We start from the raw sequence: 23,651 nt of genomic DNA on the forward strand, positions 1-23,651 counted from the left end.
TCGCAGAACTTTGCTCTCAATCCACAGGCTTTGGCGAAACGCCGCAGGGCGCCCGCCGCGAATCGGAGGTAATCTGAACGCCCATGGCCCGGTACATTTTCATCACCGGCGGCGTGGTCTCCTCCTTGGGAAAAGGTCTCGCGTCCGCCGCCCTTGGCGCGCTCCTGCAGGCTCGCGGCTATAAGGTCCGCCTGCGCAAGCTCGACCCCTATCTCAATGTCGATCCGGGGACGATGAGCCCCTATCAGCACGGCGAGGTCTTCGTGACCGACGACGGCGCTGAGACGGACCTCGACCTGGGGCACTACGAGCGCTTCACCGGCGTGAACGCCACCAAGGCGGACAACATCACGACCGGTCAGATCTACAAGACCATCATCGAGAAAGAGCGCCGCGGCGACTACCTCGGGGCGACGGTGCAGGTGATCCCGCACGTCACCGACGAGATCCGCAACTTCGTGCTGTCTGATCCCGGCGACGGCGTCGATTTCGTGCTGGTCGAGATCGGCGGCACGGTCGGCGACATCGAGGGGTTGCCGTTCTTCGAGGCGATCCGCCAGCTCGGCCAGGAACTGCCCCGCGGCCACGCCTGCTACATCCATCTGACCTTGCTGCCGTACATCAAGACGGCCGGCGAGATGAAGACCAAGCCGACCCAGCACTCCGTCAAGGAGCTGCGCTCGATCGGCATCCAGCCGGACATCCTGCTCTGCCGCTGCGAGCAGCCGATCCCGGCCAGCGAGCGCCGCAAGATCGGCCAGTTCTGCAATGTGCGTGAAAGCGCCGTGATCCAGGCGATGGACTCGCCGAACATCTATCACGTGCCGCTCGACTACCACGCTCAGGGCCTGGACCGCGAAGTTCTGTCGGTGTTCGGCCTGCTGGACACCGCGCCGGCGCCCGATCTGTCGCGCTGGCAGTCGATCTCCAACACCCTGACGCACCCGGACGGCGAGGTGAACATCGCCGTCGTCGGCAAGTACACCGGCCTGACCGACGCCTATAAGTCGCTGGTCGAAGCCCTGGTGCACGGCGGCGTCGCCAACAATGTCCGCGTCAAGTTCGACTGGATCGAGGGCGAGGCTTTCGAGCGCGAGGAGGGACTGATCTCCGAGCGCCTGACCGGCGTGCACGGGGTCCTGGTGCCCGGCGCCTTCGGCGAGCGTGGTTCGGAAGGCATGATCCGCGCGGTCCGCTTCGCGCGTGAGCACGAGATCCCGTACTTCGGGATCTGCTTCGGCATGCAGATGGCGATGATCGAGGCGGCGCGGAACCTGGCCGGCATGACGCAGGCCTCGTCCACCGAGTTCGGCCCGACGTCAGAACCGATCGTCGGCCTGATGACCGAGTGGGTGCGCGGCAACGACCGTGAGACCCGCAAGGAAGGCGACGATCTGGGCGGCACCATGCGCCTGGGCGCCTACGAGGCCGTCCTGACGCCCGGTTCGAAAGTGGAAGCCATCTATGGCGGCTCGACCATCAGCGAGCGCCATCGGCACCGCTACGAAGTGAACATAACCTACCGCGAAGCCATCGAGAGCACCGGCCTGGCGTTCTCGGGCCTTTCGCCCGACGGCGTGCTGCCCGAGATCTGCGAGCGCAGCGACCACCCGTGGTTCGTCGGCGTTCAGTTCCACCCGGAACTGAAGAGCCGGCCGTTCGACCCGCACCCGCTGTTCACCGGCTTCATCGGCGCCGCCAAGGAGCGGAGCCGGCTGGTCTAGGTTCAGAACTCCCTCCCCATCAGCGGGAGGGAGCGCTAGCCTGACGTCATGCTCACGCAGGATGACGTCCGCCGTATCGCGCTGGCCCAGCCCGAGGCCTACGAGGCCGACCACCACGGCATGCCGTCGTTCCGGGTCGGCAAGAAGATCTTCTGCACGATCCACCAGGATCACCCCCGGACGATGCTGAAGCTCGATCCGGAGGACCAGCGCAACCTGGCGGACGGCCGACCGGGCGTGGTCGAGCCTGTGCCCGGCTATTGGGGCAAGAACGGCTCCACCTTCGTGTGGTTCGAGCGAATCGAAGCGACCGATCTGGCCGACTTGATGCGGATGGCCTGGGCGCAGGTCGCGCCAAAGTCTTTGCAGGCAAGGGTTTCAGGCCTTATTCACAAGGGCGGTTGAAACGGCGGACGTTTTCCGGCATACACCCGCGCTCACGTCGGCGGCCGCCCGTTCGGCCGCCTTCTCCATTTTCTACGCCTGCGAGATTTTCCGATGGCCGTTCCGAAGCGAAAAGTATCCCCCTCGCGGCGCAACATGCGACGCTCGCACCACGCGCTGGGCGCCAACTCCTATGTCGAAGACAAGGAAACCGGCGAACTGAAGCGTCCGCACCACGTGGACCTGAAGACCGGCATGTATAAGGGCCGCCAGGTCATCACGCCGAAGGCTGACTAAGCCGTCGACGTTCCGGCGCATCGCGCGCCGGCGAGTTTCGAAAGCCCCCGTCCGGGATGCCGGGCGGGGGCTTTTGCTTTGCCCGGCCGGCTGGCGATTTGCTCACGCGGGCGAAGGTGGCTAAACGAACGCGCGCCTTCCCGCCCAAAGACCTGGAGCTCCCATGACCGAAATCATCGACATCACAGCCCGTGAAATCCTGGATAGCCGCGGCAATCCGACGGTCGAAGTCGATGTCGTCCTGGAAGATGGCTCGATGGGTCGCGCCGCGGTCCCGTCGGGGGCCTCCACGGGCGCGCACGAAGCGGTCGAGAAGCGGGACGGGGACAAGAGCCGCTACGGCGGCAAGGGCGTCCTGCAGGCCGTGGAAGCCGTCAATACCGAGATCTACGACGCGCTGTCGGGTTTCGACGCTGAGGACCAGCGCCGCCTTGACCAGCGCCTGATCGAACTGGACGGTACGCCGAACAAGGCCCGCCTGGGCGCCAATGCGATCCTGGGCGTCAGCCTGGCGACGGCCAAGGCCGCGGCGATCAGCGCCGGCCTGCCGCTCTACAAGTACGTCGGCGGCGTCTCGGCCCGCGTGCTGCCCGTGCCGATGATGAACATCATCAACGGCGGCGCCCACGCCGACAATCCGATCGACATCCAGGAATTCATGATCCTGCCGACCGGTGCGCCGACCTTCGCCGAAGGCCTGCGGATGGGCGCGGAGATCTTCCACGGCCTGAAGAAGGCCCTGAAGGACGCCGGCCACAACACCAACGTCGGCGACGAAGGCGGCTTCGCGCCGAACATCGGCTCGGCCGAAGAGGCTCTGGCCTTCATCGTCAAGGCGGGCGAAGCGGCCGGCTACAAGGCCGGTTCGGACTTCCAGCTGGGCCTGGACGTCGCCTCGACCGAGTTCTTCAAGGGCGGCAAGTACGTGCTGGAAGGCGAGGGCAAGACCCTCGATCCGGCCGGCATGGTCAAATACCTGGAAGGCCTGGTGAAGAACTTCCCGATCGTGAGCATCGAGGACGGCGCCGCCGAGGACGATCTCGAGGGCTGGAAGCTGCTGACCGAGGCACTGGGCGGCAAGGTGCAGCTGGTCGGCGACGACCTGTTCGTGACCAACCCGGCCCGCCTGTCGATGGGCGTCGACAAGGGGCTCGCCAACTCGATCCTGGTGAAGGTCAATCAGATCGGCACGCTGTCCGAGACCATGGACGCCGTCGAGATGGCGCACCGCGCCGGCTACACCTCGGTGATGAGCCACCGGTCGGGCGAGACCGAGGACTCGACCATCGCCGATCTGGCGGTGGCGATGAACTGCGGTCAGATCAAGACCGGCTCGCTGGCCCGCTCCGACCGGACCGCCAAGTACAACCAGCTGCTGCGCATCGAGGAAGAACTGGGCGACCAGGCCATCTACCTCGGCGCCAAGGCGCTCAAGCAGCTCTAAAACGCGCCACATTCGGCGGGCAGGATTTTTCGCATCCCGCCCGCCGATCCGGTGTTTGTAACCGGAAATTAAGCACGTTTGCGTGAGATGATCGCTGATCAGGAGTCCTGGATTCGACCGTGTTCGCGCGCTTCCGCCCATATCTGCCGACCGCGGCGCTCGTGCTCCTGATTTTCTATTTCGGGTTCCATGCCTTCACGGGCGAGCGTGGCCTTTTGTCGTCCACGCAACGGGATGCGGCGCTCGCAGCCAAGTCCCAGGAGCTCGCCGACCTGCGCGCTCAGCGCCAGGATCTCGAGGCCCGCGCCAAGCTTCTGCGCGATTCCAGCCTCTCTGCCGACCTACTGGAAGAACGTGCCCGTTCCCTGCTAGGTTTCGGGCATCCGAACGACTATGTGGTCCGCGTGAAGCCCTAGGGCGGATTCGTTCGTTCATTAACGACCCGAAAGCGTGGAATTTAACCGCGCAAAATCATTCCTACGGGAGAGACAGATGGCGCGTGGGCAAACCAGCTCCGCAGCTAAGCGCAAGAGCAATGACTCCGACGGCGGCGCCGTAGGCGGCGTGACCAAGGACGAGCTGCTCAAGTACTATCGCGACATGTTGCTGATCCGGCGCTTCGAGGAGCGGGCCGGCCAGCTCTACGGCATGGGCCTGATCGGCGGCTTCTGCCACCTCTACATCGGCCAGGAAGCGATCGCGGTCGGCGTGCAGGCGATCAAGGAGCCTGGCGACCAGGTCATCACCGGCTATCGCGACCATGGCCACATGCTCGCCTGCGGCATGGATCCGCGCGAGGTCATGGCCGAGCTGACCGGCCGGGCCGGCGGCTCGTCCAAGGGCAAGGGCGGGTCGATGCACATGTTCTCGACCGAAGCCGACTTCTACGGCGGGCACGGGATCGTCGGCGCGCAGGTCGCGCTGGGCACCGGGCTGGCGCTGGCCAACCACTACCGCGACAACAAAAAGGTCTCGTTCACCTACTTCGGCGACGGGGCGGCCAACCAGGGCCAGGTCTACGAGAGCTTCAACATGGCTCGGCTGTGGAACCTGCCGGTCGTCTACGTGATCGAGAACAACCAGTACGCCATGGGCACCTCGATCGAGCGCTCCTCGTCCGAGACCCACCTCTACAAGCGCGGCTCGTCGTTCCGGATCCCGGGCGAAGAGGTCGACGGCATGGACGTGATGGCGGTGAAGGCCGCGGCCCAGAAGGCCGCCGACCATGCGCGTTCCGGCGAGGGGCCCTACATCCTCGAGATGAAGACGTATCGCTACCGCGGTCACTCGATGAGCGACCCGGCCAAGTACCGGACCCGCGACGAGGTCGACGAGGTGCGCAAGACCCGCGACCCGATCGACCATGTCCAGGAACTGCTGGAGAAGCAGGGCTGGGCTGACGAGGCCGCGCTCAAGGCCATCGACGCCGAGGTGAAGGCGATCGTCGCCGATGCGGCCGAATTCGCCCGCACCTCGCCCGAGCCTGAACCTTCCGAGCTTTATACGGACGTCTATCTGGAGGCCGCCGAGTGACCGACGTCCTTATGCCTGCGCTTTCCCCGACCATGGAGGAAGGCACGCTCGCCAAGTGGCACGTAAAGAAGGGCGACGCCGTCCGTTCGGGCGACGTGATCGCCGAGATCGAGACCGACAAGGCGACCATGGAGGTCGAGGCCGTCGACGAGGGCGTGGTCGAGGAGCTCCTGGTTCCCGAGGGCTCGGAAGGCGTGAAGGTAAACACCCCGATCGCCCGCCTGTCCGGCGACGGCGCGCCGGCCGCGGCGCCGGCCCAGCCCGCCGAGCCGGAGAAGGCCGAAGCCCAGCCCGCCGAAGCGCGCGCCGAAGGCGAGGCGACGGCTCCGGTGGTTCCGAAGGTCGAACTGCGCGATCCCGAGCTGCCCGAGGGCGTCAAGCTCGCGAAGACCACCATCCGCGACGCCCTGCGCGACGCGATGGCCGAGGAGATGCGCAAGGACGACAAGGTCTTCCTGATGGGCGAGGAAGTCGCCCAGTACCAGGGGGCCTACAAGGTCAGCCGCGATCTGCTGCAGGAGTTCGGCGAGAAGCGGGTCATCGACACCCCGATCACCGAGTACGGCTTCGCCGGGCTTGGCGTCGGCGCGGCGATGGCGGGGCTGAAGCCGATCGTCGAGTTCATGACCTGGAACTTCGCCATGCAGGCGATCGACCACATCATCAACTCGGCCGCCAAGACGCTCTACATGTCCGGCGGGCAGATCAAATGTTCGGTGGTGTTCCGCGGCCCCAACGGCGCCGCGGCCCGCGTGGGCGCCCAGCACAGCCAGGACTACTCGGCCTGGTACGCCCAGGTCCCGGGCCTGAAGGTCGTCGCGCCCTATGACGCGGCCGACGCCAAGGGCCTGCTGAAGGCGGCGATCCGCGATCCGAACCCGGTCGTCTTCCTCGAGCACGAGATGATGTACGGCCAGGAGTTCGACGTTCCCGAGGACGTCGACTGGGTGGTGCCGATCGGCAAGGCCAAGGTCCGGCGCGAGGGCAAGGACGTCACCATCACCGCCCACTCGCGGATGGTCGGCCTGGCGCTGAAGGCGGCCGAGGAGCTGGCCGCGGACGGCATCGAGGCGGAGGTCATCGACCTGCGCACCCTGCGCCCGCTGGATCACGAGACCATCGTCGAGAGCGTGAAGAAGACCAACCGCCTGGTCACCGCCGAAGAAGGCTGGGGCCCGATGGGCGTCGGCGCCGAGGTCGTGGCGCGGGTTCTGGAGCACGCGTTCGACTATCTCGACGCGCCGCCAGCCCGCGTGCACCAGAAGGACGTCCCGCTGCCCTACGCGGCCAATCTGGAGGCCCTCTCGCTGCCCTCGGTCGAGGACATCGTGAAGGCGGCCAAGGCGGTCGCCTACAAGTGATGACCGGGCGCTCATGACCACGCTCGCCGGCCACTGCCACTGCGGCGCGATCCGGGTGGAGCTCGAGACCGGCAAGCCGGCCGGCGAGCTTCCGCTGCGATCCTGCCAATGCGGCTTTTGCCGGCGGCACGGGGCCATGACCACCAGCGATCCGGATTGCCGGCTCAACATCGAGGCGGCGCCGGGCTCGCTCAACCGCTACCGGTTCGGCCGGCGGATGGTGGAAGCCCTGCTTTGCGACGAGTGCGGCGTCTACGTCGCCTCGGTCATCCAGATCGAAGACAAGATGCTCGCCACGCTGAACGTGGCGGGCGTCGCCCTCGACGGGTTCTCCGACCGTGCTGGAGAACCTGTCGCCTATGACGACGAAACTGACGAGGACAGGCTGGCCCGGCGAAAGGCGCGCTGGACGCCTACCGTGCTTGTCGAAGCCTCGCCCAGCGCCTGAGAAGCTTGAAGATGTCCATTGATGTTCTGATGCCCGCGCTCTCTCCGACCATGGAAGAGGGCACGCTCGCCAAGTGGCACGTGAAGAAGGGCGATAAGGTCTCGTCCGGCGACGTGATCGCCGAGATCGAGACCGACAAGGCGACCATGGAGGTCGAGGCGGTCGACGAGGGCGTCGTCGAGGACATCCTGGTGCCGGAAGGCTCCGAGGGCGTGAAAGTCAACACCCCGATCGCGCGGCTGAGCGGCGATGACGCCGCCGCTGCTGCGTCCGCGCCCAAGGCTGAACCGGCGAAGGCCGAAGCCCCGAAGACGGAAGCCCCAAAGATCGAGGCGAAGGCTGAGCCTGCCAAGGCGCAGGCGCCCGCTCCGGCCGCTGCGCCCGCCCGGACTTCGGGCGAGCGGATCTTCGCCTCGCCGCTGGCGCGGCGGATCGCGGGGCAAAAGGGACTGGACCTCTCCCAGGTCCACGGCTCGGGCCCGCACGGACGGATCATCAAGCGCGACGTCGAGGGCGCGACGCCCCAGGCGGCCAAGCCGGCCGCGGGCGCCGCAGCGACCGCGTCTGCTCCGCGTCAGGCCCAGACCCTGGCCCAGATGGGCATTCCGGACGGCAGCTACGACCTCATTCCGCTGGACGGCATGCGCAAGACGGTCGCGCGCCGGATGACCGACAGCTTCCGCGACGTGCCGCACTTCCCGCTGACCATCGACCTGGAGATCGACGGGCTGCTGGCCAGCCGCGCCAAGATCAACGCCATGCTGGAGAAGCAGGGCGTGAAGGTCAGCGTCAACGACCTGGTGATCAAGGCCGCCGCGGTAGCCCTGAAGCAGGTGCCGGAGGCGAACGCATCGTATTCGCCCGAAGGCATCGCCATGCACCACAACGCCGACATCGCCATGGCCGTGGCGATCGAGGGCGGCCTGATCACCCCGATCATCCGCAAGGCCGAGACCAAGGGGCTGGCGCAGATCGCCGTCGAGGCCAAGGACCTGGCCGAGCGCGCGCGCACCCGCAAGCTCAAGCCCGACGAGTTCCAGGGCGGCACCTTCTCGGTGTCGAACCTCGGCATGTTCGGCATCAAGTCGTTCGGCTCGATCATCAACGAACCGCAGGGCTGCATCCTGTCGGTCGGGGCCGGCGAGCCGCGGCCAGTGGTCAAGAACGGCCAACTGGCGATCGCCACGGTGATGACCGTCACCTTGTCCTGCGATCACCGCGTGGTGGACGGCGCGACCGGCGCGCGCTGGCTGCAGGCCTTCAAGGCCCTGATCGAAGACCCCATCACGATGATCGTCTGAGGAAGCAGTAAGTCATGGATTTCGACGTCATCGTCATCGGCTCCGGCCCGGGCGGCTATGTCACCGCCATCCGCGCCAGCCAGCTCGGCTTCAAGACCGCCATCGTCGAGCGCGAAGCGCTGGGCGGCGTCTGCCTCAACTGGGGCTGCATCCCGACCAAGGCGCTGCTGAAGTCCGGCGAGGCCTATGAGAACCTCAGCCATCTGGCCGATTACGGCCTCAAGATCGAGAAGGCGAGCTTCGACTTCAGCAAGATCATCGAGCGCTCGCGCAAGGTCGCCGGTCAGCTGAACTCCGGCGTCGCCTTCCTGATGAAGAAGCACAAGATCGAGGTCATCGAGGGCGTCGCCAAGCTCGAGAAGGGGCAGGGGGCGCCGAAGGTGGTCGTGGCGCTGAAGGCCGGTGGTTCGCGGACCGTGCAGGCCAAGCACGTGATCCTGGCCACCGGCGCGCGGGCGCGGACGATTCCTGCCGTGGGCATGGAGCCGGACGGCGACCGCATCTGGACCTACCGCGAGGCCATGGTTCCGAAGGCGGCGCCGAAGTCGATGATCGTCATCGGGTCCGGCGCCATCGGCATCGAGTTCGCCAGTTTCTATCGGGCGCTGGGCTCGGATGTGACCGTGGTCGAGGCGCTGCCGCGCATTCTTCCGGTCGAGGACGAAGAGGTCTCCAAGACCGCCCACAAGGCCTTTGAGAAGCGCGGCCTGAAGTTCCGCGTCGGGGCCAGCGTCAAGAAGCTCGCCAAGTCCAAGACCGGCGTGACCATCGAGTTGGAGACCGGCGGCAAGGCCGAGACGCTGGAGGCCGACATCGCCATCGTCGCCATCGGGATCGTCGGCAATGTCGAGGACCTCGGGCTCGAGGGCGTGGGCGTGAAGGTCGAGAAGACCCACGTGGTCACCGACGCGCATGGCGGGACCGGCGTGCCCGGCCTCTACGCCATCGGCGACGTCGCCGGGCCGCCATGGCTGGCGCACAAGGCCAGCCATGAGGGCGTGCACTGCATCGAACACATCGCCGGCCTGAAGCCGAACAACCTCAGCTCGCCGATCCCCGGCTGCACCTACTCGACCCCTCAGATCGCCTCGGTTGGACTGACCGAAGCCCAGGCCAAGGAGCAGGGCATCGAGGCCAAGGTCGGCCGCTTCCCGTTCAAGGTGAACGGCAAGGCCATCGCCGCGGGCGAGACCGAGGGCTTCGTGAAGACCGTCTTCGACGGCAAGACCGGCGCCCTGATCGGCGCGCACATGATCGGGGCGGAAGTCACCGAGATGATCCAGGGCTTCACCCTGGCCATCACCCTGGAGGCCACCGAGGAAGAGGTGTTCGCCACCGTCTTCCCGCACCCGACCATGAGCGAGGCGATGCACGAGGCCGCGCTCGACGCCTACGGCCGCGTCCTGCACATCTGACGAAGTTTTCCCTCCCCCTAGCGGGGAGGGACCGGTCGCAAGGCGACGAGGCTGCTGAGGGTCAGAAGGCCCCACCCGTCTCGCCGCTTTGCGGCGATCCACCCTCCCCATGAAGGGAAGGGAAAGGTGTCGCCTTGGCCTACAGCCGTCGGCGACGACCGCGGCGCATGGTGTCGAGGCTCCACGCCCCGCCGCCGGCGAAGACCAGGTAGAGGAACACGAAGCAGTACAGGATCGCCGGTTCGCCGCCGTTGAGCGCCGGCCAGAACCCCTGCGAGCCGTGGGCGATGAAGTACGCCACGGCCATCTGTCCCGAGCACACGAACGCCGCCAGCCGGGTGAACAGGCCCAGCGCCAGCAGGCCGCCGCCGATCACCTCGATCCACGCAGCGGCCAGCAGCATCATCGGCAGCGGATCGGGCGCGCCCGGCTGCGGCGCCGGGAAGTGGAACAGCTTCATCAGGCCGTGCTCCATGAAGAGCAGGGCGACGACGATGCGCAGCAGGCTCAGCACCCGCGGCGCCCAGGCCTCGAGGTTCGGCATAGCAGTCCCTCCCAATCGGCGCCGAAGCGGCGCGATGCAGTCAGGGATCAGGCGGCGCGGCGCCCGTCGGCCTCCGCCATCCGCGTGATCGCGACATAGTCGGTCTTGCCGGTGCCGAGCACGGGGATCTCGGGCACCCGGATGATCTTGCGCGGCACGGCCAGCTCCGGCGCGCCGATCGACTGGGCATGGGCCACCAGCGGGCCGGCGTCGGCGTCGCGGCGGTCGGTGACGAGCACCAGCCGTTCGCCTTTCTTCGGGTCGGGCATGGCGATGACCGCGTGGCGGCTGTCGGGCCACACCGCGGTGGCGATGTCTTCGGCGGCGGTCAACGAGACCATCTCGCCGCCGACCTTGGCGAAGCGCTTCACCCGGCCGAGGATCTTGATCCAGTTGTCTGAGGTGATGTCGACGACGTCGCCGGTGTCGTGCCAGCCGCCGGGCGGTGGTTCGAGCCCGTTCTCGGTCAGATAGCCGGCCATGATATTGGGACCGCGCACGAACAGCCGGCCGCCGCCGGGGATGCCCTCGACCTTCTCAAGCTTGGTCTCGATGCCGGGCAGCAGGCCGCCGACCGTGCCGCGACGGTTGTCGGTCGGCTTGTTCACGGCGATTACGGGCGAGGCCTCGGTCGCGCCGTATCCTTCCAGCACCGGGATGTCGCCGAAGCGATCGCGGATCAGGTTGTGGGTCTCGTCACGCACCTTTTCGGCCCCGCAGACGATGAACTTCAGGCCCGACAACTCGTCGCGCTCGGCGGCGCGGGCGTACTGATTGAGGAAGGTGTCGGTGGCGAACAGGATCGACGCGCCGGTGTCCTTGATCAGCGGCGGGATCTGTTTGACGTGCAGCGGCGAGGGGTATTCGAACGCCTTCATGCCCTTCATCAGCGGCAGCAGGACCCCGCCGGTCAGGCCAAAGCAGTGGAAGGTCGGCAGCGGGTTGAACATCACCCAGGACGGGTCGAGCGGGATATGCGCCGCGATCTGCTCCACATTAGCGATCAGGTTGGCCTGGCTGAGGATCACGCCGCGTGGCGCGCCGAAGCTGCCGGAAGTGAACAGGATCACGCCCGGATCCGACGGCTTGGTGGCGGCCCGGAAGCGCTTGGGGAAGGCTCCGGCGGCGGCGGCGAACAGCTTGTCGGACAGGCCGACGGTCTCACGCACGTCTTCGAGATAGGTGACCGCCGCCAGCGGTTCGAGCGCGTCGATCAGGTCGTGCAGCTTGCCCTGCTCGATGAAGCGGTGCGAGGTCAGCACGCGCTTGACCCCGGCCAGTTCGCACGCCGCCTTGAGGTTGCGGATGCCGGCCGTGAAGTTGAGCATCGCCGGCGTGCGGCCGAAGGCGTGCAGCGCGAAGAAGGTGACGACGGCGCCGGCGCTGGCCGGCAGCATGACGCCCACGCGCTCGCCCTCGCTGGTCATGGCCGCGATCTTGCGGCCGAGGGCGAAGGAGGCGCGGATCAGGTCGGTATAGGTGAGCGGCTTGCGCTCCTGGTCTTCCAGGATCGGCTTCTTGGCGCCGTAGGTGGCGCGCGCGTCGACCAGCGCATCGAAAAGAGAGCGCTCGCACGAACGCGGATCAAAAGAACGCGACAAAGGCGAAAACCTCCCCGAACGTCTCGCCGATTATTGTTGGGCGCGAGCCTATAGCTGACGCCTGAGCTTGAAAAGATGTGTAACAGGTCGTGAGCTTCGGCCTGCGCGTCAAGTCCAGAGGCGCGCTTAAGTTCTTGCGGGGGCTGCCGAAATCGTCGCAGGTGAGGCCGAGCTCAGGCGGCTGTCGATGAAGCCGCCCACCGCATCGAGCCAGGGACGGCGCCAGCGGTCGGCCTCGAGATGCAGCGCGCTGTGCGCACCGGCCAGCGTGCTGGTCCTGCATTCCGCCAGCTGGCGGCAGAAGGCGTCGGCGCGGCGGCCCGGGTTGATCATCAGCACGGGGGTGCGGACTTGCCGTGCGCCTGATTCCAGCACCCGACTGGCGGTTTCGAACGCGTTCGTCCAGCCGAGGCTGGGACCGGTCAGGCGCAGGTCGGGATTGGCGGTCATCCAGGCGTGGCCGACGTCGCCGCGCCAGGCGTCATGCGTGCGCCCAGCCGACGTGTCGTTCGCCGTCTCGCGGCTCCAGGGCTTCCAGCCGGCCGGCGGCGACGACGCACGCCGGACCGGTCCGAGCAGCGCCTTCTCGGGTGGGTCGGCGATCTGCGGCGAACTGGCGATCACGCCGTCGACCTTCAAGCCCGAGCGCACCGCACTGAGCGCCACGACGGCGCCGTCGGCCTGGGTCAGCAGGACGAGCGGCGTTTCGGGGGGAGGGCGGACGACCACGCGCACGAGCTCGCGCAAGGCCGCCACCTCCGGATCGAAGGAGGGCGCAAAGCCCAGGTCTCGCGGCAGGACATAACGCCCGGAGCCGCCCTGGCCGGCGCGGTCGAGGATCCAGACGGTGCAGCCGTGTTCGATCAGGTCGGAGGCGGTCTCGAACCAGACTTCGGCCGTTTCCCCGTAGCCCGGCACGATGACCACGGTGGCGACGGGCACGCGCCGGGTGCTGGCGACGCCATAGCGCTGCAGCGGCTGGTCGCCGATGCCGATGTAGCCCCAGGCCCAGCCTTCGGGCGGATAGAACCGTGGTGCGAGCGAGCCGGGCGTGCGGCTCTCGGCGAACGGCTCGCGGCCGCCGTCGCGCCCGCAGGCCGCGAGCGAGAGGACCAGAGCGGCGAGCAGACACACGCGAACCATGGCGGAGTTTGACCATGCGTCGCCGGGCCGCTCAATCACGCCTTGATCCGGAGGGATAGAAAGCCGATCTAGGCCTTATGGCGACCGTCATTGACACCATCGGGGGCCAACGGCCCCGACATCCCGAAAAGCAGTCGCGCCCCGATACGCCGATCCTGCGAAAGCCGGAGTGGCTGCGTGTGCGCGCTCCGGGCTCGCCCGGCTACAACGCGACGCGCTCGATCGTGAAGGAGCATGGGCTCACCACGGTCTGTGAAGAGGCGGCCTGCCCGAACATCGGCGAGTGCTGGAGCCAGAGCCACGCGACCATGATGATCATGGGCGAGATCTGCACCCGTGCCTGCGCCTTCTGCAACGTCAGCACCGGCAAGCCGCTGCCGCTCGACCCGACCGAGCCGGCGCGCGTGGCCGACGCCGTGCGCAAGATGGGGCTGAAGCACGTGGTCATCACCTCGGTCGACCGCGACGACCTGGCCGACGGCGGCGGCGCCCACTTCGCCGCGGTGGTTCACGCGATCCGCGCCGCGGCGCCCGGCACCACCATCGAAATCCTGACGCCGGACTTCCTGCGCAAGGCGCCGAGCGCGGCCGAGATCGTCATCGACTCCAAGCCGGACGTCTTCAACCACAACCTCGAGACGGTGCCGCGCCTCTACCTCTCGATCCGGCCGGGCGCGCGCTACTACCACTCGCTGCGCCTTCTGGAGCGGGTCAAGGAGCGCGACCCCAACCAGTTCACCAAGTCCGGCCTGATGGTCGGTCTGGGCGAGGCCAAGGAGGAGGTCATGCAGGTCATGGACGACATGCGTTCGGCCGGCGTCGACTTCCTGACCATCGGCCAGTACCTGCAGCCGACCCGCAAGCACGCGGCCATCGACCGGTTCGTGACGCCCGACGAATTCAAGGCCTACGAGGAGATCGCGCGGGCCAAGGGCTTTCTGATGGTCTCGGCCAGCCCGCTGACCCGCTCGTCGCACCATGCCGGCGAGGACTTCGCCCGGCTGAAGGCCGCGCGGCTGGCCAAGGACGCGGCGGCCTAACCGCTTGCCGCGCCACCATTTCGAGAAGGTGCTGCCCTACGCGCCCGACCAGCTCTTTGCGCTGGTCGGCGACGTCGAGGCCTATCCGCAGTTCGTACCCTGGGTCCAGTCGCTGCGGACCTGGAACCACACCTCGCCGGCCGAGGGCGTGAGCCAGCTCGACGCCAAGGTCGGGGTCGGATTCGCCTTTCTGAAGGAGGCCTTTTCCACCCGCGTGCGACGTGACGCGAACGCGCGGCAGATCGACGTGCAGCTGCTGTCGGGGCCGTTCAAGCACCTGGTGAACCGCTGGCGCTTCGTCGAGGCGCCAGGCGGAACCCGGATCGAGTTCGACATTGATTTCGAGTTCAAGACCCGGCTGCTGACAGGCCTGCTGGAGTCGAACTTCAACCACGCCGTCGATCGGCTGATGGCCTGCTTCGAAGGCCGGGCGAGGGCGCTCTATCCCGCCTAGGTCATGCGGTCGCGCAGCGCCTGCAGCGCGGCCTGCACCGCCTGTTCCTGGATATCCGCACGGGTGACGCCGTCGAACAGCTCGGAGCGGTGCATCAGCGCCTGGTTCGAGCGTGCCGTGGCGATGTGGACGGTGCCCACCGGCTTCATCGGCGTGCCGCCGCCCGGGCCGGCCACGCCGGTGATCGCCACGGCCACGTGGGCGTTCGACGCCTCCAACGCCCCCTCGGCCATCATCCGCGCCACCGGTTCGGACACGGCGCCGAGGTCGGCGATGAGGTCGCCGGGGACGCCCAGCAGCTCCTGCTTGGCGCGGTTGGTGTAGACCACGAAGCCGCGCTCGAAGACGTCGGACGCGCCGGGGATCGCGCAGATCGCGCCGGCGACCAGGCCGCCCGTGCAGCTTTCGGCCGTGACGATGCGCAGCGAACGCTCGCGGGCCTCATCGATCAGCAGCCGCGCCAGGGTTTCGATCTCAAGGGAAAACATAGGGGCGACTCCAGCGGGCTCTAGGCAAGGGCGAGGGCTGACCACAACATCGCCAGCGCCCGCCACACAAGCCGATTCGAGCCCATGACCACGTTAGAACGAGCCGAACGGCCAACCGCTTCGATCTCTCCGGTCCTTTTCGCGGTGACCACGTTCGCCAGCGCCGGCCTGGTGTTCCTGGTCCAGCCGATGGTCGCCAAGCTGGTCCTGCCGCTGCTGGGCGGCAGCTCGTCGGTCTGGAATACGTCGATCGCCTTCTTCCAGGCGGCGCTCCTGGTCGGCTACGGCTACGCGCATGCGCTGCAGAAGATCCGTTCGGTGCGCGCGCAGGCGCTCGTGCATGTCGCGGCGCTGCTGGTCGCGGCCCTGGCGCTGCCGCTGCGGGTGACGGGCATGCTGGGCGAGCCGTCGTCCGACCATCCGTCGCTATGGCTGCTCGGGGTGCTGGCCGTCTCAATCGGCGCGCCGTTCGCCATCCTGTCGGCGACCGCGCCGCTGGTGCAGGCCTGGCACGCGCGCACCATCCACGCAGAGACGGGGGCCGAGCCCTACGCGCTCTACGCGGCGTCCAACCTCGGAAGCCTGCTGGCGCTGCTGGCTTACCCGGCGTTGGTGGAGCCGCTCGCAACCCTGCACGGCCAGACCGCCGGCTGGAGCACAGGGTATGTCGCCTTCGTGGTGCTGATGGCGACGCTGGCGCTGTTCGTGTCGCGCGCGCGGGTCGCGACGATCGAGGCGCCCGTCGACGCGGGCCCTCGACCGAGCTGGCGCGATCGGGCGATCTGGGTGGGCCTGGCGGCGATCCCGTCCAGCCTGATGCTCGGCGTCACCACACACATCACCACCGACGTCGCCTCGGCGCCGTTCCTCTGGGTGATCCCGCTGGCGCTCTACCTGCTGACCTTCATCATCGCCTTCTCGGACAAGCCGATCATCTCCTCGAGGATGACCTTGACGCTGCAGGCCGCCGCGGTGGTGGCTTGCGCGGCTCTGATGCCGTTTACGGAGGCCAACTTCGCGTATCAGCTCGTGGTGCACCTGGGAGCCTTCTTCCTGACGGCGCTGATGTGCCATCAGGCGCTGGTCGCCAGGCGGCCCAATCCTGCACACCTGACCGAGTTCTATCTCTGGATGTCGTTCGGCGGCGTGGTCGGCGGAGCCTTCAACGCCTTCCTGGCGCCTGTGATCTTCGTCAACGTCTGGGAATATCCGCTGGTCCTGGTGCTGGCATGCCTGGCGAGGCCGGGGCTTCAGCCTGTCGAGGCGTGGCGCTGGGCGACCTTCGCGCTTGGCGCCCTCGCGGCGGCCGCTGCGCCGGTGATCGCTCTGAAATTCGGGATGGCCGACCATCTGAAGGTCATCGTCATCGGGCTGTTGATCGTGGCGGCGGTCTGCGCGTTCGTGATCCGCCGTCAGATGATCGTCTTCTTCGGCCTAGTGGTCGTTCTGTCGATGGCGGCGACCCTGGTCGGCGACCGTGTCGACGTGCGCGAGAGCTGGCGCAGCTTCTTCGGGGTGCTGCGCCAGTCGGAAATGCCGGTGCCGGCCATGGGCGGCCGCGTGAAGATGCTCTCGCACGGGACCACCCTGCACGGGGCACAGGCCCAGGATCCCCGCTACATGTGCCGCCCGCTGGTCTACTACGCGCCGGAAACGCCGATCGGCCAGGTCTTCAGCCACGAAATCAAGCGGCCGACCCCGTTGCGCGTCGGCGCGGTCGGGCTCGGCACCGGCGCGGTGGCGGCCTACACCCGCAAGGGCGATCACCTGACCTTCTTCGAGATCGACCCGCTGGTGATCCGGCTTGCGACCAATCCGCAGCACTTCAGCTACACGACGACCTGCGCCAAGGGGACGATCGACTACGTGGTCGGCGATGCGCGCCTGACCCTCGCCAAGCAACCTGCCGGTGAGTTCGATGTCCTGCTGATCGACGCCTTCTCGTCCGACGCGGTGCCGGCGCACCTGCTGACCGTCGAGGCGATGAAGGGCTACCTGGCCAAGCTGAAGCCCGACGGCGTGCTCATCGTCCACCTGTCGAACCGCAATCTCGAGCTGCGCGCGCCGGCCATGGCGGTCGCCGAGGCGGCGGGCGGCTTTGCGCTCATCCAGCGCCACAGCCCCGCCGAGGGCAGCCCGCCGCTCTGGGAGTCGGCCGAGGACGCGATGATCGTCACCCGCAGCCTGGCGGCGCTCGCGCCGTACGAGGCCGATGGGCGGTGGTCGCAGACCGACCCGACGGCGGCGCGGCCCTGGACCGACGACTACATGAACCTCGCCGGGGCGATGTACGCGCAGCTGAAGGTGAACTGGCCCTGGCTGCCCTAGGCGGCCGGGGTCTCCACGGCCACGATCGCCTGGGCCAGCAGGCCCTCCTGACGGCCGGTGAAGCCCATGCCCTCGGTGGTGGTGGCCTTTACGCTGACGCGGTCCAGCGGCACGCCCAGGAGTTCGGCGAGGCGCTGACGCATGGCGTCGCGGTGGGGGCGGATCTTGGGCCGTTCGCAGACCAGGGTGACATCGGCGTTGATGATCCGGCCGCCCTTGTTCGTCAGGATTTCGACCGCGTGCAGCAGGAACCTGTCGGACGCGGCGCCCTTCCACTGCGGGTCGGAGGGCGGGAAGTGCTCGCCGATATCGCCTTCGCCGATGGCGCCCAGGATGGCGTCGGTCAGGGCGTGGAGCCCGGCGTCGGCGTCGGAGTGACCGATCAGGGTCTGGTCGTGGTCGATCTTCACCCCGCAGAGCCAGACCGCGTCACCGGGACCCCAGCGGTGCGCGTCGACGCCCTGGCCGATGCGGGTGATGTGCGCGGCGCCCGCCAGTTGCTCGGCCATGGCGAAGTCCTCCGGATAGGTCAGTTTCATCAGGCGCGGATCGCCGGGCGCGATGGCGACCTGGCCGCCGTTTCGCTCGACGACCGCGGCGTCGTCGGTCGGTTCGGCGTCGGCCGGCCAGGCGGCGTAAGCCGTCCGCAGGACGTCGAGCCGAAAGGCCTGAGGCGTCTGCGCGCGCCATAGACCGTCACGCGGCACGGTCTCCACGACGGCGTCGCCGCCGCGCTTGAGGGTGTCGGCGACGGGCAGGGCGAGGACGGCGCCGTCGGAGCCCTCGATCGCCGCCAGCAGGCGTTGAATGTGCGCGCTGGTCAGGAATGGGCGCGCGGCGTCATGCACGAGCACGGCCGAGGCGCCGTCCCCCTCCAGGGCGGCCAGGCCCTGCTGGACCGAATCCGCCCGCGTGGCGCCCCCGCGCACCGCGACGGCGCCCGGTACGCCGCGCAACAGTTCGGCCGCCTCGTCCAGCCAGGCCTCGGCGACGACGATGACAATCTGTCGCGCCCCCGCGGCCGCGAACGCGTCGATCGACCAGGAGAGGATCGGGCGGCCAGCCAAGCTGCGCCAAGGCTTTGGCGCGCCAGGGCCGGCGCGTGTGCTGGAGCCTGCGGCGACGATGACGGCTGAGAAATCCATGCCGTCTGTTTAGGGCGCGTACGCCTGCTGTCTAGGCTTTACGGCAGTGCACAATTTGCCTAAAACAGAGGCGATAGGGGTGACTATAAAATGAGCAACACGCTCAAGATCGGGGATGTGGAGGTCGGCGGCCGGGCCTGGATCGCGCCGATGACCGGCGTGTCCGACCTGCCGTTCCGCAAGGCCGCCAGCAAGTTGGGCGCGAGCTATGTCGCGACCGAGATGGTCGCCTGCGCCGAGTTTTCAAAGGGCCGTCCGGATGTCGTTCGCCGCGCGGCCGTCGGCGAGGGGCTGCCGCTCATGGTCGTCCAGCTGGTCGGCCGCGATCCCGGATATATCGCCGAAGGCGCGCGCCTGGCGGCTCAGGCCGGGGCGCAGATCATCGACCTGAACTTCGGTTGCCCGGCCAAGGAAGTGACCGGCGTGCTGTCGGGCTCGGCGCTGATGCGCGAGCCGGATCTGGCGGAGAGCCTGATCGCGGCGGCCGTCGACGCGGTCGACGTGCCGGTGACGGTGAAGATGCGGCTGGGCTGGGACGCGGCGTCGAAGAACGCACCGGACATCGCTGCGCGGGCGCAGGCGCGCGGGGCGCGGGCCGTCACCATTCACGGCCGCACGCGCAGCCAGTTCTACAAGGACTCCGCCGACTGGAGCGCGGTGCGTCCGGTCACCGAGGCGGTCTCCATCCCGGTCATCGTCAACGGCGACATCATCGACGGCGACAGCGCGCGCCGGGCTCTTGCTGCGTCGGGGGCCGATGGCGTGATGGTCGGGCGCGGGGTCTACGGACGGCCCTGGGTCGCAACGCAGATCGAGACCGAGCTGGCCGGCGGCGTGTTCGAAGAGCCGCTGGCGGAGCGCCGGCTGGAGATCGCGCTGGAGCACTTCCGCGACAGCCTCAACTTCTACGGCGACCGCCTGGGGCTGCGGATCTTCCGCAAGCATCTGGCGTCCTACATCGAAAACGCGCCCTGGCCCGAGACGGCCGAAGGGCGACGGGCCGCACGCTCGACGCTGTGCCGCCTGGATGATCCGGCGGAGGTCGAAGCTGGCCTGACCGCCTTGTGGTGTGACCCTCAACCGAGACTGGCCGCATGACCAACCAAACCCGCGCGGCGCCTAACGGCCTGAACCTGGAGCTTCTGAAGTCGAGCGCCTTCGACATCTCTCCGGAACCGGCCCTCGTGGTCAGCCGCGAAGGGGCGCTGGTCGCGGTCAACGAGGCGGCCGAGGCGCTGTTCGGCCAAGGGCTCGGCCTGCTGACCCGTGGGCGGTTCGGAGCGGCCTTGCCGCCGGGGTCGGCGCTGGTGTCGCTGCTGGACCGGGCCCGGGAGGAGGGCGTTCGGGTCCGCGAGCGGGGTGTGGAGATCAGCCTGTTCGGTCACCCGTCCTTCGAGGCGGACGGAGCGGCCGCGCCGCTCGGCGATGGCTCGGTCCTGCTGACCTTGCACGTGAAGGGCGGAGCGCTCGGCGGCGAGCGGACCGGCGCTGAGCAGGCGGGCCTGCGGACCATCGTCGGCCTGGGCCACATGCTGGCCCACGAGATCAAGAACCCTCTGGCCGGCATACGCGGGGCGGCGCAACTGCTGAAGATGGGCGCCAAGGCCGAGGACGCGCCGCTGGCGCAGCTGATCGTCGACGAAACCGACCGGGTTCGTCGGCTCGTCGATCGGATGGAGGCGTTTTCTGACGACGCTTTGCCTGACTGCAAGCCGATCAACATCCACCAGGTGCTCGACCGCGTGAAAGCGCTGGCCGCCAACGGCGTCGCCGACGGCTTGCAACTGACCGACGACTACGACCCCTCGCTTCCGCCGGCCTATGGCGACGAGGACCAGTTGATCCAGATCTTCCTGAACCTGGTGAAGAACGCCGCCGAGGCGGCCCATGCGCGCGGCGACGGCCGCGGCGCGATCACCGTCCACACCGGCTATCGCCACGGGGTCAAGGTTCGCGCCGCCAAGGGGCATGTCCTGCGCGGCGCGCCTCTGGAGATCCGGGTCCAGGACAACGGCCCGGGCGTGCCCGCGCACCTGCGTGAGAGCCTGTTCCAGCCGTTCGTCAGCACCAAGACCCACGGGGCGGGCCTGGGCCTGGCCCTGGTCGCCAAACTGGTCGCCGGGCACGGCGGCCTGATCGATTTCGAATCCGAGCCGGGGCGCACGACTTTCCGTGTGCTCCTGCCGATCGCGTCTGGAGAGGATACGCCGGCATGAATGCGATGACGAACGCCAGCAAGAAGATCCTGATCGCCGATGACGACGCCTCGATCCGGCTGGTGCTGAGCCAGGCGTTCACGCGGCTGGGCTACCAGGTCCGGGCCACCGGCAACGCCACGACGCTGCTGAAGTGGGTGTCGGACGGCGAGGGCGACCTGGTCGTCACCGACGTGGTGATGCCCGACGAGAACGTGTTCGACGTGCTGCCGCGCATCCGCAAGGAGCGGCCGCGGCTGCCGGTCATCGTGATGAGCGCGCAGAATACCCTGCTGACGGCGGTCAACGCCGCCGACGCCGGCGCGTTCGACTACGTCTCCAAGCCCTTCGACCTGGACGACATGACCTCGGCGGCGCGACGTGCGCTGTCGCGGCCGGCCGACACCGAGGCCACCAAGGCCCAGGCCCGCGCCGTTCGCGACGAGCGACTGCCGCTGATCGGACGCTCAGGTCCCATGCAGGACGTCTATCGCACCATCGCCCGGCTGGTCGGCGCGGACCTGACGGTGCTGATCCTCGGCGAGAGCGGCACCGGCAAGGAGCTGGTGTCGCGGGCGCTGCACGACATGGGCCGGCGCAAGGACGGCAAGTTCGTGGTCATCAACCTGGCGGCCGTCCCGCGCGAGCGGGTCGAGGCCGAGCTGTTCGGCCGGGACGACGGCGACTATGGCAAGCTGGTCGAGGCCGACGGGGGCACGCTGTTCCTCGACGAAATCGGCGACATGCCGCTGGACGCCCAGACCCGCCTGCTGCGGGTGATCGACGGCTCCGAGCAGTCGGTGAACCCGAAAACGGGCCGCCCGCCGAACGTGCGGATCATCGCGGCGACCAACCGCGACCTGCGGGCTCTGATCCAGCAAGGGCTGTTCCGCGAGGACCTGTTCTTCCGCCTCAACGTCGCGCCGCTGCGCCTGCCGCCGCTGCGCGATCGCACCGAGGATATTCCGGACCTGGCCCGGGCCTTCCTGCTGCGCGCCAACCGCGAAGGCCTGCCGGCCAAGACCATCGACGCCAGCGCCCTGGAGCGGCTGAAGCTGCACGGCTGGCCGGGCAACGTGCGCGAGCTGGAGAACCTGATCCGGCGGATCTGCGCGCTCTATGGCGAGGAGCTGATCACCGCCCGCATCGTCGAGCGCGAACTGGCCGATCAGCAGCCGGCCATCCCCGGCCACGAGGGGCCGGTGACGCTGGCGACCCTCGTCGAGCGGCACCTGGGCGGCTACTTCGCCGAGCAACCAGACGGCGTGCCGCCGCCAGGCCTCTACGATCGGGTGCTCGAGGAGATCGAGCGGCCGCTGATCCAGCTGACCCTGGCGGCCACCCGCGGCAACCAGGTGCGCGCCGCCGAGATCCTGGGCCTCAACCGCAATACGTTGCGCAAGAAGATCCAGGACCTGGGCGTGGAGATGGCCCGCGGCCGTCGCTAGGCCTCAGGTCAGAGGCTCGACAAGCGCCGAGTAGACCAAAGTGCGCAGCTCTCGGCGGATGGGATAGGCCGACGAGGGCAGCACCTGGGTCATGAACACCACTGAGAGATCCTCGGCCGGATCGACCCAGAAGGCGGTGCTGGCCGCGCCGCCCCAGTAGAACTCGCCGTCGCTGCACGGCACCAGGGTGCGCGGCGCGTCCTGCACGACGGCGAAGCCGAGGCCGAAGCCGACGCCGGCGTTGGTCGCCTCGGAGAACAGCGAGCGCGACAGCTGGGTGAGGTCCTTCCCGTCCGGCAAGTGATTGGCCGTCATCAGGTCCAGGGTCTTGGGCGCGATGAACTGGACGCCGTCGAACTGACCGCGGTTCAGCAGCATCTGGCAGAACTTCATGTAGTCGGCGGCGGTCGAGACCAGCCCGCCGCCGCCGGAGACCAACGACGGCGGTTGCAGGTAGGGGCTGGTCGTCGCGTCGTCCTGCAGGTCCAGGCCGCCCTTCGGGGTGGCGCTGTAGCAGGACGCGAACCGCCCGCCCTGGCCTTCGCGGACCTGGAAGCCGGTGTCGGTCATGCCCAGCGGCGTGAAGATCCGCTCCTGCAGGAACTGCTCGAACGGCATGCCGGCGATCTTGCCGACCAGGTAGCCGAGCACATCGGTGGAGACCGAGTAGTTCCACGCCTCTCCCGGCGAGAACTCCAGCGGCAGGGTCGCCAAGGTTTCGATCATCGCGTCGAGCGGCAGGGTGCTGCCGATCTCGCCGACGCCGGCCTTGCGATAGGCGGCGTCGACATTGGTGCGGTTCTGGAAGCCGTAGGTGAGGCCCGAGGTGTGGCGCAGCAGGTCGACCATCTGCATCGGACGGGCGACCGGCTTGGTCAGGAAGCCGCCGGTGATCCCGGCGTTGAACACGCCGAGGTTCGCCCATTCCGGAATGAAGCGGTGGACCGGATCGTCGAGCGCGACCTTGCCTTCTTCGACCAGCATCATGAACGCCACCGAGGTGATCGGCTTGGTCATCGAATAGATGCGGAAGATGGTGTCGGCCTCGCTGGCCAGGCCGCGGGACACGTCGCGTCGGCCGCCGACGAACTCGTGCACGATCTCGCCGTGGCGGGCGATCAGCACCTGGGCGCAGGGCATCCGGCCGGGTTGCAGGTACTTCTCGGTGATGAAGCGGTCGAGCTTGGCGAGGCGGTCGGGGCAAAAGCCAAGGGAACGGGGATCGGCCATGTCGGGTCCTGGTCGTTGACGGCGAAGCGGACGCCAACAGACCTGAACCAGCCGGGCGCGCCAAGTCCCGACAGCCAAGCGGCGCGCGAATAGCGATGGGAGCGCGCCCCGGTGCGCGCTCCCATCTC

At 68.2% G+C, this 23,651-nt stretch carries 22 protein-coding genes; 16 read left to right on the top strand and 6 right to left on the bottom strand.

Annotation, left to right across the window (positions count from 1 at the left end; translation table 11 throughout):
- Positions 1 to 83 precede the first annotated feature (83 nt).
- The 10 genes from ACSQ2H_RS10205 (at position 84) to lpdA (ending at position 9,907) form a co-directional block, all read left to right on the top strand.
- Positions 84 to 1,724 (top strand): CTP synthase, encoded by a 1,641-nt coding sequence (locus ACSQ2H_RS10205; RefSeq protein WP_436061291.1) that lies wholly within the window; start codon positions 84 to 86, stop codon positions 1,722 to 1,724.
- 48 nt (positions 1,725 to 1,772) lie between these two features.
- Complete coding sequence (locus ACSQ2H_RS10210; protein ID WP_436061292.1) at positions 1,773 to 2,129, top strand: MmcQ/YjbR family DNA-binding protein; 357 nt, start codon at positions 1,773 to 1,775, stop codon at positions 2,127 to 2,129.
- Positions 2,130 to 2,222: 93 nt separating this feature from the next.
- Positions 2,223 to 2,405: a 50S ribosomal protein L32 gene (gene rpmF, locus ACSQ2H_RS10215; RefSeq protein WP_056018768.1), complete on the top strand. Its 183-nt coding sequence runs from the start codon at positions 2,223 to 2,225 to the stop codon at positions 2,403 to 2,405.
- A gap of 163 nt (positions 2,406 to 2,568) precedes the next feature.
- Positions 2,569 to 3,849 carry a phosphopyruvate hydratase gene (gene eno, locus ACSQ2H_RS10220; RefSeq protein WP_183770046.1) on the top strand — a complete coding sequence of 427 codons (1,281 nt, stop codon included), beginning with the start codon at positions 2,569 to 2,571 and terminating at the stop codon, positions 3,847 to 3,849.
- Positions 3,850 to 3,968: 119 nt separating this feature from the next.
- Positions 3,969 to 4,265, top strand: coding sequence for an FtsB family cell division protein (locus ACSQ2H_RS10225; protein ID WP_293402628.1), 297 nt, complete (start codon positions 3,969 to 3,971; stop codon positions 4,263 to 4,265).
- A gap of 76 nt (positions 4,266 to 4,341) precedes the next feature.
- Positions 4,342 to 5,382 carry a pyruvate dehydrogenase (acetyl-transferring) E1 component subunit alpha gene (pdhA, locus tag ACSQ2H_RS10230; RefSeq protein ID WP_436061293.1) on the top strand — a complete coding sequence of 347 codons (1,041 nt, stop codon included), beginning with the start codon at positions 4,342 to 4,344 and terminating at the stop codon, positions 5,380 to 5,382.
- On the top strand, positions 5,379 to 6,743 hold the full coding sequence (locus ACSQ2H_RS10235; protein ID WP_436061294.1) for a pyruvate dehydrogenase complex E1 component subunit beta: 1,365 nt from the start codon (positions 5,379 to 5,381) through the stop codon (positions 6,741 to 6,743). The genes pdhA and ACSQ2H_RS10235 overlap by 4 nt, the downstream gene beginning before the upstream one ends.
- A gap of 13 nt (positions 6,744 to 6,756) precedes the next feature.
- Positions 6,757 to 7,191, top strand: coding sequence for a GFA family protein (locus tag ACSQ2H_RS10240; RefSeq protein ID WP_436061295.1), 435 nt, complete (start codon positions 6,757 to 6,759; stop codon positions 7,189 to 7,191).
- Between the two features lie 11 nt (positions 7,192 to 7,202).
- Complete coding sequence (locus tag ACSQ2H_RS10245) at positions 7,203 to 8,492, top strand: pyruvate dehydrogenase complex dihydrolipoamide acetyltransferase (protein WP_436061296.1); 1,290 nt, start codon at positions 7,203 to 7,205, stop codon at positions 8,490 to 8,492.
- A gap of 14 nt (positions 8,493 to 8,506) precedes the next feature.
- Positions 8,507 to 9,907 (top strand): dihydrolipoyl dehydrogenase, encoded by a 1,401-nt coding sequence (gene lpdA, locus ACSQ2H_RS10250; RefSeq protein ID WP_436061297.1) that lies wholly within the window; start codon positions 8,507 to 8,509, stop codon positions 9,905 to 9,907.
- 139 nt (positions 9,908 to 10,046) lie between these two features.
- Here lpdA and ACSQ2H_RS10255 read toward each other — a convergent pair whose 3' ends face one another.
- The 3 genes from ACSQ2H_RS10255 to ACSQ2H_RS10265 all read right to left on the bottom strand — a co-directional run bounded on the left by ACSQ2H_RS10255 (position 10,047) and on the right by ACSQ2H_RS10265 (position 13,195).
- A complete protein-coding gene (locus ACSQ2H_RS10255; RefSeq protein WP_436061298.1) occupies positions 10,047 to 10,451 on the bottom strand; it encodes a DoxX family protein in 405 nt (134 codons plus the stop codon).
- Positions 10,452 to 10,498: 47 nt separating this feature from the next.
- Complete coding sequence (locus ACSQ2H_RS10260) at positions 10,499 to 12,052, bottom strand: AMP-binding protein (protein WP_436061299.1); 1,554 nt, start codon at positions 12,050 to 12,052, stop codon at positions 10,499 to 10,501.
- A gap of 126 nt (positions 12,053 to 12,178) precedes the next feature.
- Positions 12,179 to 13,195: a serine aminopeptidase domain-containing protein gene (locus tag ACSQ2H_RS10265; protein ID WP_436061300.1), complete on the bottom strand. Its 1,017-nt coding sequence runs from the start codon at positions 13,193 to 13,195 to the stop codon at positions 12,179 to 12,181.
- A gap of 77 nt (positions 13,196 to 13,272) precedes the next feature.
- Here ACSQ2H_RS10265 and lipA point away from each other — a divergent pair, with 77 nt between their 5' ends.
- Entirely contained in the window at positions 13,273 to 14,235 is a 963-nt protein-coding gene (gene lipA / locus ACSQ2H_RS10270; protein ID WP_436061301.1) for a lipoyl synthase, read from the top strand.
- A gap of 4 nt (positions 14,236 to 14,239) precedes the next feature.
- Positions 14,240 to 14,689 carry a type II toxin-antitoxin system RatA family toxin gene (locus tag ACSQ2H_RS10275; protein WP_436061302.1) on the top strand — a complete coding sequence of 150 codons (450 nt, stop codon included), beginning with the start codon at positions 14,240 to 14,242 and terminating at the stop codon, positions 14,687 to 14,689.
- On the opposite strand, the gene ACSQ2H_RS10280 is transcribed toward ACSQ2H_RS10275, so the two are convergent.
- Positions 14,686 to 15,177 carry a CinA family protein gene (locus ACSQ2H_RS10280; protein ID WP_436061303.1) on the bottom strand — a complete coding sequence of 164 codons (492 nt, stop codon included), beginning with the start codon at positions 15,175 to 15,177 and terminating at the stop codon, positions 14,686 to 14,688. The two genes, ACSQ2H_RS10275 and ACSQ2H_RS10280, sit on opposite strands and share 4 nt — an antisense overlap.
- Positions 15,178 to 15,321: 144 nt before the next feature.
- On the opposite strand from ACSQ2H_RS10280, the gene ACSQ2H_RS10285 reads away from it, so the two are divergent.
- Positions 15,322 to 17,505: a spermidine synthase gene (locus tag ACSQ2H_RS10285; protein WP_436061304.1), complete on the top strand. Its 2,184-nt coding sequence runs from the start codon at positions 15,322 to 15,324 to the stop codon at positions 17,503 to 17,505.
- Here the strand turns inward: ACSQ2H_RS10285 and ACSQ2H_RS10290 are convergent.
- Positions 17,502 to 18,650, bottom strand: a complete 1,149-nt coding sequence (locus ACSQ2H_RS10290) for a bifunctional 2-C-methyl-D-erythritol 4-phosphate cytidylyltransferase/2-C-methyl-D-erythritol 2,4-cyclodiphosphate synthase (protein ID WP_436061305.1) — start codon at positions 18,648 to 18,650, stop codon at positions 17,502 to 17,504. The two genes, ACSQ2H_RS10285 and ACSQ2H_RS10290, sit on opposite strands and share 4 nt — an antisense overlap.
- Before the next feature lie 90 nt (positions 18,651 to 18,740).
- Here ACSQ2H_RS10290 and dusB point away from each other — a divergent pair, with 90 nt between their 5' ends.
- From dusB to ACSQ2H_RS10305, 3 genes are read left to right on the top strand one after another with little or no spacing between them, the layout of a single operon-like run.
- The gene (gene dusB, locus ACSQ2H_RS10295; RefSeq protein ID WP_436061306.1) at positions 18,741 to 19,748 is read left to right on the top strand and encodes a tRNA dihydrouridine synthase DusB; all 1,008 of its coding nucleotides are present in this window, start codon (positions 18,741 to 18,743) and stop codon (positions 19,746 to 19,748) included.
- Positions 19,745 to 20,866, top strand: coding sequence for a two-component system sensor histidine kinase NtrB (locus tag ACSQ2H_RS10300; RefSeq protein ID WP_436061307.1), 1,122 nt, complete (start codon positions 19,745 to 19,747; stop codon positions 20,864 to 20,866). The genes dusB and ACSQ2H_RS10300 overlap by 4 nt, the downstream gene beginning before the upstream one ends.
- 5 nt (positions 20,867 to 20,871) lie before the next feature.
- Positions 20,872 to 22,293 (top strand): sigma 54-interacting transcriptional regulator, encoded by a 1,422-nt coding sequence (locus tag ACSQ2H_RS10305; RefSeq protein ID WP_436063561.1) that lies wholly within the window; start codon positions 20,872 to 20,874, stop codon positions 22,291 to 22,293.
- A gap of 3 nt (positions 22,294 to 22,296) precedes the next feature.
- Here ACSQ2H_RS10305 and ACSQ2H_RS10310 read toward each other — a convergent pair whose 3' ends face one another.
- A complete protein-coding gene (locus ACSQ2H_RS10310; protein WP_436061308.1) occupies positions 22,297 to 23,523 on the bottom strand; it encodes a serine hydrolase domain-containing protein in 1,227 nt (408 codons plus the stop codon).
- Between the last annotated feature and the right edge of the window lie 128 nt (positions 23,524 to 23,651).

The organism is Phenylobacterium sp. LjRoot97 (genome assembly GCF_964254345.1).
In the GTDB taxonomy this organism is placed as follows: domain Bacteria; phylum Pseudomonadota; class Alphaproteobacteria; order Caulobacterales; family Caulobacteraceae; genus Phenylobacterium.

Excerpts from the sequence above, each read along its gene's own strand:
- ACSQ2H_RS10280 (WP_436061303.1), bottom strand. The coding sequence starts at position 15,177 with ATGTTTTCCCTTGAGATCGAAACCCTGGCGCGGCTGCTGATCGATGAG.
- ACSQ2H_RS10240 (WP_436061295.1), top strand. The coding sequence starts at position 6,757 with ATGACCACGCTCGCCGGCCACTGCCACTGCGGCGCGATCCGGGTGGAG.
- dusB (WP_436061306.1), top strand. The coding sequence starts at position 18,741 with ATGAGCAACACGCTCAAGATCGGGGATGTGGAGGTCGGCGGCCGGGCC.
- ACSQ2H_RS10265 (WP_436061300.1), bottom strand. The coding sequence starts at position 13,195 with ATGGTTCGCGTGTGTCTGCTCGCCGCTCTGGTCCTCTCGCTCGCGGCC.
- ACSQ2H_RS10210 (WP_436061292.1), top strand. The coding sequence starts at position 1,773 with ATGCTCACGCAGGATGACGTCCGCCGTATCGCGCTGGCCCAGCCCGAG.
- ACSQ2H_RS10205 (WP_436061291.1), top strand. The coding sequence starts at position 84 with ATGGCCCGGTACATTTTCATCACCGGCGGCGTGGTCTCCTCCTTGGGA.
- rpmF (WP_056018768.1), top strand. The coding sequence starts at position 2,223 with ATGGCCGTTCCGAAGCGAAAAGTATCCCCCTCGCGGCGCAACATGCGA.
- ACSQ2H_RS10245 (WP_436061296.1), top strand. The coding sequence starts at position 7,203 with ATGTCCATTGATGTTCTGATGCCCGCGCTCTCTCCGACCATGGAAGAG.
- lpdA (WP_436061297.1), top strand. The coding sequence starts at position 8,507 with ATGGATTTCGACGTCATCGTCATCGGCTCCGGCCCGGGCGGCTATGTC.
- ACSQ2H_RS10305 (WP_436063561.1), top strand. The coding sequence starts at position 20,872 with ATGACGAACGCCAGCAAGAAGATCCTGATCGCCGATGACGACGCCTCG.
- ACSQ2H_RS10290 (WP_436061305.1), bottom strand. The coding sequence starts at position 18,650 with ATGGATTTCTCAGCCGTCATCGTCGCCGCAGGCTCCAGCACACGCGCC.
- eno (WP_183770046.1), top strand. The coding sequence starts at position 2,569 with ATGACCGAAATCATCGACATCACAGCCCGTGAAATCCTGGATAGCCGC.
- lipA (WP_436061301.1), top strand. The coding sequence starts at position 13,273 with ATGGCGACCGTCATTGACACCATCGGGGGCCAACGGCCCCGACATCCC.
- ACSQ2H_RS10300 (WP_436061307.1), top strand. The coding sequence starts at position 19,745 with ATGACCAACCAAACCCGCGCGGCGCCTAACGGCCTGAACCTGGAGCTT.
- ACSQ2H_RS10255 (WP_436061298.1), bottom strand. The coding sequence starts at position 10,451 with ATGCCGAACCTCGAGGCCTGGGCGCCGCGGGTGCTGAGCCTGCTGCGC.
- pdhA (WP_436061293.1), top strand. The coding sequence starts at position 4,342 with ATGGCGCGTGGGCAAACCAGCTCCGCAGCTAAGCGCAAGAGCAATGAC.
- ACSQ2H_RS10310 (WP_436061308.1), bottom strand. The coding sequence starts at position 23,523 with ATGGCCGATCCCCGTTCCCTTGGCTTTTGCCCCGACCGCCTCGCCAAG.